The sequence below is a fragment of the Mesorhizobium sp. M7A.F.Ca.US.005.03.2.1 genome (assembly GCF_003997795.1).
Classification (GTDB): domain Bacteria; phylum Pseudomonadota; class Alphaproteobacteria; order Rhizobiales; family Rhizobiaceae; genus Mesorhizobium; species Mesorhizobium ciceri.
The window spans coordinates 1-8,059 of sequence record NZ_RZRP01000218.1 but is presented as its reverse complement, the minus strand read 5'-3'; the positions used below and the strand labels follow the sequence as shown (position 1 = coordinate 8,059).

General features: G+C 62.2%; 7 protein-coding genes. 1 reads left to right on the top strand and 6 read right to left on the bottom strand.

All coding sequences use genetic code 11. The annotated features are described in order from the left end of the window. Nucleotides 1–135: 135 nt before the first annotated feature. A complete protein-coding gene (locus EN991_RS14435; RefSeq protein WP_013532893.1) occupies nucleotides 136–852 on the bottom strand; it encodes an XRE family transcriptional regulator in 717 nt (238 codons plus the stop codon). Between the two features lie 318 nt (nucleotides 853–1,170). Here EN991_RS14435 and EN991_RS14430 point away from each other — a divergent pair, with 318 nt between their 5' ends. Then, nucleotides 1,171–2,529: an NAD(P)/FAD-dependent oxidoreductase gene (locus EN991_RS14430; protein WP_127369003.1), complete on the top strand. Its 1,359-nt coding sequence runs from the start codon at nucleotides 1,171–1,173 to the stop codon at nucleotides 2,527–2,529. Nucleotides 2,530–2,544: 15 nt separating this feature from the next. On the opposite strand, the gene EN991_RS14425 is transcribed toward EN991_RS14430, so the two are convergent. The 5 genes from EN991_RS14425 to EN991_RS14405 all read right to left on the bottom strand — a co-directional run. Next, complete coding sequence (locus EN991_RS14425) at nucleotides 2,545–2,922, bottom strand: GFA family protein (protein WP_013532891.1); 378 nt, start codon at nucleotides 2,920–2,922, stop codon at nucleotides 2,545–2,547. 29 nt (nucleotides 2,923–2,951) lie between these two features. Continuing rightward, entirely contained in the window at nucleotides 2,952–4,934 is a 1,983-nt protein-coding gene (locus tag EN991_RS14420; RefSeq protein WP_127369002.1) for an ABC transporter permease subunit, read from the bottom strand. Beyond that, complete coding sequence (locus tag EN991_RS14415) at nucleotides 4,931–6,016, bottom strand: glycine betaine/L-proline ABC transporter ATP-binding protein (protein ID WP_127369001.1); 1,086 nt, start codon at nucleotides 6,014–6,016, stop codon at nucleotides 4,931–4,933. The genes EN991_RS14420 and EN991_RS14415 overlap by 4 nt, the downstream gene beginning before the upstream one ends. Before the next feature lie 77 nt (nucleotides 6,017–6,093). Continuing rightward, entirely contained in the window at nucleotides 6,094–7,068 is a 975-nt protein-coding gene (locus tag EN991_RS14410) for an ABC transporter substrate-binding protein (RefSeq protein WP_064995094.1), read from the bottom strand. 419 nt (nucleotides 7,069–7,487) lie between these two features. After that, nucleotides 7,488–8,059: SDR family oxidoreductase (locus EN991_RS14405; RefSeq protein ID WP_127369000.1), on the bottom strand; the 572-nt coding region annotated here is incomplete at its 5' end.

Sequence of the window (8,059 nt, the reverse complement as noted above, 5' to 3'; positions counted from 1 at the left end):
CCCGGTATAGGTCAACGTTGGTCGAGTGGCTGTCGAAGCTCGACGACGGCAGCCCGACGAGCCCTGGGTTCGGACCGGATTGAGCGACGCCCGCGAAGCTGCCGATCTCCCCCTCGTGGGGAGATCGAGTCCCGCTCAACCCGCGCTCTGCGGATAGCAGATAATCGACAAATACCGCATCGGCAGTTTCGTCAGCTGTTCCGGCCCGTGCGGCGCGTCGGCGTCGAAGAACAGGCTGTCGCCGGGCTTCATCGGGTAGAGATTGCTGCCGTGCCGGTAAACGACCTCGCCCTCGAGCATATAGAGGAACTCCATGCCCTCATGCTGGAAGGTCGGAAACACGTCGGAATCCTCGGTCAGCGTGATCAAATAGGGCTCGACGACGACGCCGCTGGTATTGGAGCCGATATGGCCGAGCAGATTGTACTGGTGACCGGCGCGCGTGCCGCGGCGCTCGACATCGAGGCCTTGGCCGGCCTTGACGAAAACGGCGCTGCGCTCTTCCTCGAACCGGCGGAAGAAGGCGGTGACCGGGACGCCGAGCGCCCGCGACAGCGCCTGCAAGGTGGTCAGTGACGGCGAGGTGATGCCATTCTCGATCTTCGACAGCATGCCCAGCGAAATGTCGGTGGCGACCGCCAGATCGGCGACGGTGATGCCGAGCTTCTTGCGGAAGGCGCGCACCTCGCGGCCGATCGCCACCTCCAGCACCTTTTCGCGCGTGTCGCGAATGGCATGCGGGTTCTGCGTCAGCGGCGCGCGGATGGTTTTCCCGTCGGCCGAGACCTTTGGCTGCGGCTTGGCCTTTGCACCGGCTGGACCAGCCTTGGAATCGGAAACCTTCTTCGCCATGTCGCCCCCGGCACTCCTGCGGATTTATTTCACTCTAGGTGAACATGTCAGGTGCCGATACAGCAGCGCAACTGCGACGGCAAGTCGCCTGAAAGCGCATGCGCACGATCCGGCGTTTGGCCGCGTCCGGTTTTTTGCGGGAAATCCACATCGGCGGAACGTTGTTTCCGCACCGGGCTGTTGACAGCACGAAAGGGCCAATTACTGTCCCTGTGAGTGAAATTTGTTTCGTAAGAGCAATTCCGGAAAAAGCGCATAGCGCTTTCCCCTTGGGAGTTGCGTCAAGGCAAAAGTCGAAACCAGATCGGGAGGCCTGCCATGAAAAGTCGCGTTGCCGTCGTCGGAGCCGGCCCATCCGGCCTGGCACAGCTCAGGGCCTTCAAATCGGCGGCCGACAAGGGCGCCGACATTCCCGAGATCGTCTGCTTCGAAAAGCAGTCGGACTGGGGCGGCCTGTGGAACTACACCTGGCGCACCGGTCTCGACGAGCATGGCGATCCGGTGCACGGTTCCATGTATCGCTATCTCTGGTCGAACGGACCAAAGGAATGCCTGGAATTCGCCGACTATACTTTCGAGGAGCACTTCGGCCGGCCGATCGGCTCCTATCCGCCGCGCGCCGTGCTGTGGGACTACATCAAGGGGCGCGTCGAGAAATCAGGCCTGCGCAAATGGGTGCGCTTCAACAGCCCGGTGCGCATGGTGACGTTTTCGGACGAGACGAAGAAATTCACCGTCACCGCGCATGACCGCACCAACGACGTCACCTACTCGGAAGAGTTCGACAATGTCGTCGTCGCCTCCGGGCATTTCTCGGTACCCAACGTGCCCTATTTCGAGGGTTTCTCCACCTTCAATGGCCGCATCCTGCACAGCCATGATTTCCGCGACGCGATGGAGTTCAAGGGCAAGGATATCCTGATCATCGGCCGCTCCTATTCGGCCGAGGACATCGGCTCGCAATGCTACAAATACGGCGCCAAATCCATCACCTCCAGCTACCGCTCGAAGCCGATGGGTTTCAAATGGCCGGAGAATTGGAAAGAGGTGCCGCTGCTGCAGAAGGTCGTCGGCAAAACCGCGCATTTCAAGGATGGCACGACCAAGGATGTCGACGCCATCATCCTGTGCACCGGGTACCTGCATTCCTTCCCCTTCCTGACCGACGATCTGAAGCTCAAGACAGCCAACCGCATGTGGCCGCTCGATCTCTATGAAGGCGTCGTCTGGGAGAAGAACCCACAGCTTTCCTATATCGGCATGCAGGATCAGTTCTACACCTTCAATATGTTCGACGCGCAGGCCTGGTTTGCCCGCGACGTCATCATGGGCCGCATCAAGCTGCCCTCGGCCGAGGCGATGGCCGCTCACGGCGCGAAGTGGCGCGCGCGTGAGGAAACGCTGGAAGACGCCGAGCAGATGATCTGGTTCCAGGGCGACTACACCAAGGAATTGATGGACCAGACCGATTATCCCGGTTTCGACGTCGAGGCGGTCAACCAGACCTTCATGGAATGGGAACACCACAAGGGCGAAGACATTATGAGCTTCCGCGACCACGCCTACCGCTCGCTGATGACCGGCACCATGGCGCCGCTGCATCATACGCCGTGGCTGCAGGCGCTGGATGATTCGATGGAGAGCTATCTCGAGGTGAAGGGCGTCGCGGCGGAATAACGAGTGGGCTTGCCGTCAGGCCGGCGCCTCGACCCAGCCGTGGCGACTCTCGCCATAAACAGACTGCGTCGGCGCCGGAAATGCCGGGTCTCCGAAGCAGCCGACTGCGACGGCTACCGCCGCCGGTTTTCGTGACGGATACCAGAAGACCGTTGAGCCGCACGTTCCGCAGAAATGGAAGGTGACGGGAAAGCCGCTGTCGGAATCGCGTTGGAATGTCTGGAATGAGCCGCTGATCTCGGTCTCGGCGGCATCGAAGAAAGCGGCGATCCCGAACGGACTGCCGGTCCGCCGCTGACAGTCCAGGCAATGGCAAAGCGAGACCTTGGCCGGCTCTTGCGGGCAGCGGATCTGCAATTGGCCGCAGGTGCAGTGAGCGATCCGGCCGGTCATCATTCTCTCCTGTATCGGGGCGGCTAATCCTAACCCAGCCTTGCGCGCGCCTTCGCCGTCCAGGCGCTGAACAGCCGGTCGGCGACGATGCCGATGAAGGCGATGGCGAGACCCGCGACGATGCCGCGGCCGGAATCGGCCTTGGACAGCGCGATGAACACTTCCTGGCCGAGATCGCGGGTGCCGACCATGGCGCAGATGATGATCATTGCCAGCGCCATCAGGATCGTCTGGTTGACGCCCAGCATGATTTCCGGCAGCGCCAGCGGCAGTTGCACGCGAAAGAAGGTCTGGCGCGGCGTGCAGCCCGACACCTTGGCCGCCTCGATCAGCGCCGGCGGCACCTGCCTGATGCCGTGATTGGTGTAGCGGATCGCCGGCACCACGGCGAAGGCGATCGTCGCGATCATGGCGGTGACGTCGCCGACCCGAAACAGCATCACCACCGGGATGATGAAGCAGAAGGATGGCAGCACCTGCAGCGTATCGATGACCGGCGTGACGATCTTCTCGAACCGGTCGCTGCGTGAAGCCATCAGCCCGATCGGGATGCCGATCAGGCAGGCGATCAAGGCCGAGATACCGCAGAGATAGACCGTCGCCATGGTCTTTTCCCACAGGCCGGTGATGGCGCAGAAGGCGGTCAGCGCGGCGACGAGGACGGCGAGACGCAGGCCGGAGAGTTGATAGCCTGCAAGGCCGAGCAGGAAGACGGCGCCGAGCCACGGAAAGCCCTCGCAAAAGGCGCGCAGCGGGTTTAGCAGATTGAGTATGAGCGCCACGCGAAATGCTTCGATCGTGTCGAAGAAATTGATGGTCACCCAGTTCACCGCCGCCTTCCACAGCGGCGCCGTGGTGAAAGTGATCGCTTTCGGCACCACTGCCAAGGCCGGCACGAACAGGCCGAGCAGTGTTGTCACGACAAGGATGGCGATGGCCAGCGTCAGGTTGGGGTAGCGCCACCAGAGGCTCGGGCTTACCTCCTGATGGACATGGCCCTTTGCTTGGCTGTGCGCGATGGCTTGGCTCAGCCGGTCGAGTGCGATGGCGAGTGCCACAATGGCAAGGCCGGCTTCCATCGCCTCGCCGACCTTCAGCGCGCGCAGCGCCAGGAGCACGTCGTAGCCGAGGCCGCCGGCACCGATCATCGAAGCGATGATCACCATGTTCAGCGCCAGCATGATGACCTGGTTGACGCCGACCATCAATGTCGGCCGCGCCGACGGCAGCAGCACCCGCCACAGTTTCTGCTGCGCCGTGCAGCCGGCCATTTCGCTGAAATCGTCGATCTCCGACGGCACCCGCGATAGGCCGAGCATCGTTGCTCGCACCATCGGCGGGGTGGCGAAGATGGCGGTCGCAATCATCGCCGAGACCGGGCTGTTGCCGAACAGCAGCAGCATTGGGATGAGATAGGCGAAGGTCGGGATCGTCTGCATCAGGTCGAGGGCAGGGGAGACGATGAGCCTTTCGGCCCACGGCTTGCGCCACGCCCAGATGCCGGCGAACAGCCCGGTGACGATGCAGAACGGCACGGCGATGGAGATCAGCCCAAGCGTCAGCATGGCGCTGGTCCATTGGCCGAACAGCGCGATGTAGAGGAAGCAGCCGCCGACCAGCAGGCCGAGTTTTCTGCCGCCGGCTGCATGCCCCGCGATGAAGGCGGCAGCACAGACGCCGACCCAGGACAGCCGCGGCAGGACATAGGCGTCCGCGCCGTGACCGATCTTGAAATTCTTGGCCAGCAGATTGAGCGCGAAATCGAGCGGAACGCCGAGCACAGCGGTGATCGAGCGGGTCAACCAGGACAGGTTCGACTTGATCCAGCGCATCAGCGCGCTGATCCAATCGGCGACCGGCACGACGGCGCTGGCCGGATAATTGACCGTCCAGGACAGGCGGTCTTGCAACAGGAACACGACAAGCACGGCCGCGAGTGCCACCGCCCAGACGAACAGCCAGACCTGAACCGGGCGCGACCGCGTTTCGCCGGCGCTTGCCGTCACCGTCATGTGCCGCCTCCGGAACGCTCAATGCCGGCCAGCAGATCGATCACCGCTTGCGGCGTCACCTCGCCGATCGGCTTGCCGGTGCCGTTGACGACCGCGAACGGCTTGTTGGCGGCAACGATGCTGGCGGAAAAGCTGGATATCTTGGTCTCCGGCGCCACCGTTCCGCCATGCTCCGAGCCGTCGCAGGCCTGCATCAGGCTGCGTGCCGAGATCACCTTGGCGCGGTCGACGTCGCGGGTGAACTCGGCGACGTAGTCGGTCGCCGGATTGACCACCAGTTCCTCCGGCGTGCCGATCTGGATGACCTCGCCATCCTTCATGATGGCGATGCGGTCGGCCAGCCGGATGGCCTCGTCGAAATCATGGGTGATGAAGACGATGGTCTTGTGCAGCATCATCTGCAGCCGCATCAGCTCGTCCTGCATCTCGCGGCGGATCAGCGGATCGAGCGCCGAGAACGGCTCGTCGAGGAACCAGATTTCCGGTTTTGTCGCCAGGCTGCGGGCGATGCCGACACGCTGCTGCTGACCGCCGGACAGTTCGCGCGGATAGAAATGCTCGCGACCCCTTAAGCCGACAAGCTCGATGACCTCGCGCGCCCTTGCTTCGCGTGTCGCCCGGTCCTGCCCCTGGATGCTGAGTGGGAAGGCGATGTTCTCCAGCACGTTGAGATGCGGCAACAGCGCAAAATTTTGGAACACCATGCCCATGCGGTGTCGTCGCAATTCGATGAGTGCTGCATCGGAGATTTTCAGCAGGTCATTGCCCTCGAATTCGACCTTGCCGTGGGTCGGCTCGACCAGCCTCGACATGCAGCGCACCAGCGTCGACTTGCCGGAGCCCGACAGGCCCATGATGATGAAAATCTCGCCCTGGCGGATTTCAAGGTCGACGGCGCGCACCGCGCCGACCAGCCCGGCAGCCGTGACGTCGGCCATGCTGGCCTTGCCGTCACGTTCGCGGATGAAATTGGCCGCGTTCGATCCGAACAATTTCCAGACATTGCGGCAGGCAAGCTTTACCGGACGGGCGTCTTTTGGCGCGCCCGCCGTGTTTGGCTCCTGTTCAGTCCTGTCCGTCATTCGAATGTCCCTCTGGAATATCAACAAGTGAGGCCCGGCTGGTCAGCAGCCGGGTCTCATTTTTCCAGTCGGAACGATCACTGCGCCCAGGCTTTCCAGTCGGCCTCGTGGGCGGCGATCCAGGCAGCTGCGACGTCCTCCGGTGTCTTGCCGCCGAGATCGATCTCGCCGCTCATCTTGTTGAGCTCATCGGTGTCGATCGTGTAGGCCTTGGCCACCTTGTAGGCGACCGGCCATTTGTCCTTCATGCCGGACCAGGAGTATTTCCAGATCTCGCCATGCGGCTTGCCGCAGTCATATTTGGCGTCGGGGTTCACGCCCCATTTCGGGTCGTTGTAGCACTCGGGCGTGTATTCCGGGAATTCAACCCACTCGCCCTTGTATTTGGCCGGCGCCCAATGCGGCGAATAGATCCACAGCATGATCGGCGCCTTGCGCTGATAGGCGGAATCGAGCTCGGCGAACATCGCCGCGTCGGTGCCGGCATGGATGACGGTGAAGGGCAGTTTCAGCGCCTCGACGCGCTCGTCGTCAAAGCCTTCCCAGGTCACCGGGCCGCCGAGATAGCGTCCCTTCGGTGCGGTCTCCGCCGTCGAGAAGGCTTCGGCGCATTTCGGGTCCTTTAGCGCTTCCCAATTGGGCAGGCCCGGGCATTTCTCCTTCATGTATTCTGGAAACCACCACTCTTCCTTGGCCTTGGGTCCGAGCTTGCCCAGCCGTTCGGTCTGGCCGGTCGCATCGGAGGCCTTCATGGCTTCGCCGGCGGTCGTGTCCCAGAACTCCAGGCCGACATCGAGATCGCCATTGGTGAGGCCCGTGGTCAGGCTGGAGAGGTAGTCGGCCGTGGGATACTCGACGGTATAGCCGAGCTTTTCCAGGATACCGCCGAGGATCTTGGCGTTCAGATTGACGCTGGTCCAGTCGAACAGCGCGATCTTGATCGGATCGTTGGATTCTGGTGCGGCGGCTTGGGCGGAAGGTGTCAGTGCACTCGCCGCGGCGAGTGCGAAGGTTCCCATTGTTAAGGTCGAAATCACACTGCGAAGTGACATGCTTGTTCTCCTTCAAGCTGTGAAAATTATCGTTCGTTCCCTTCTTGCGGCTTTTCTTGATTGTGTTGGAAAGGCTGGTCTTTGCGCAAGGCCGTCGGCGCCAGATTGTTGCCCCGGCTTTGGCCGACGCAGGCAAGATGGTGCTCAATTCTAGTGATGATGGAACAGGACTGCAGTGTCGGCGTCATGGTTGCCGACGGATCGCTGCGGGGGCGGTCATCTGCGGATCGATTGCCAGTCTTGCGGCGCCTTGCAAGGTGCGAGCCATCAAGGTCTCATGTTCTCGGCTGTCGACCCGGCAAGCGCCATCTCGCCAAGCCAGTTTCATGGGATGAAATTATATATATCAAGGTTCATGTCGCGCAACGACTAACACCGCGCGAGGCGTATAAATTCAGACTGCAGGCGAAGTTGAACCTCTACCAGCAGACGTAGCCGCCATCGACAATCAGGTCGAGGCCGGTGACGAAGCTCGCTGCGCGGCTGGCCAGGAACACCGTCGGTCCGACCATTTCCTCCGGCGCCGCCATCCGCCCCATCGGCGTGTCGCGCTTGAAGATCTTCACCTCTTCGGCCACCTCAGGCCGCTTGTTCATCGGCGTCAGTGTGTAGCCCGGGCTGACGACATTGACGCGCAGGCCGCGATCGGCCCACTCCATAGCGAGACTCCTGGACATGTGGATGACGGCGGCCTTCGAAGAATTGTAGTGCGCCTGCGTCAGGCCCCGGTTGACGATGGTGCCCGACATCGAGGCGATGTTGATGATCGAGCCCTTGCCTCGCACCAGCATCTTGCGCGCTTCGGCCTGACAGGACAGGAACACGCCGGCGACATTGACCTCGTGCACCTTCTGCCACGTCTCCAGCGGCATCGTCTCGGCGGGTTCGGAGCCGGCAATGCCGGCATTGTTGACCGCAACGGTCAGCGCACCGAGTTCGCTCTCGACTCGATCGATCGCCGCCGCCAGATCGCTCTGCGATGTCACTGTAC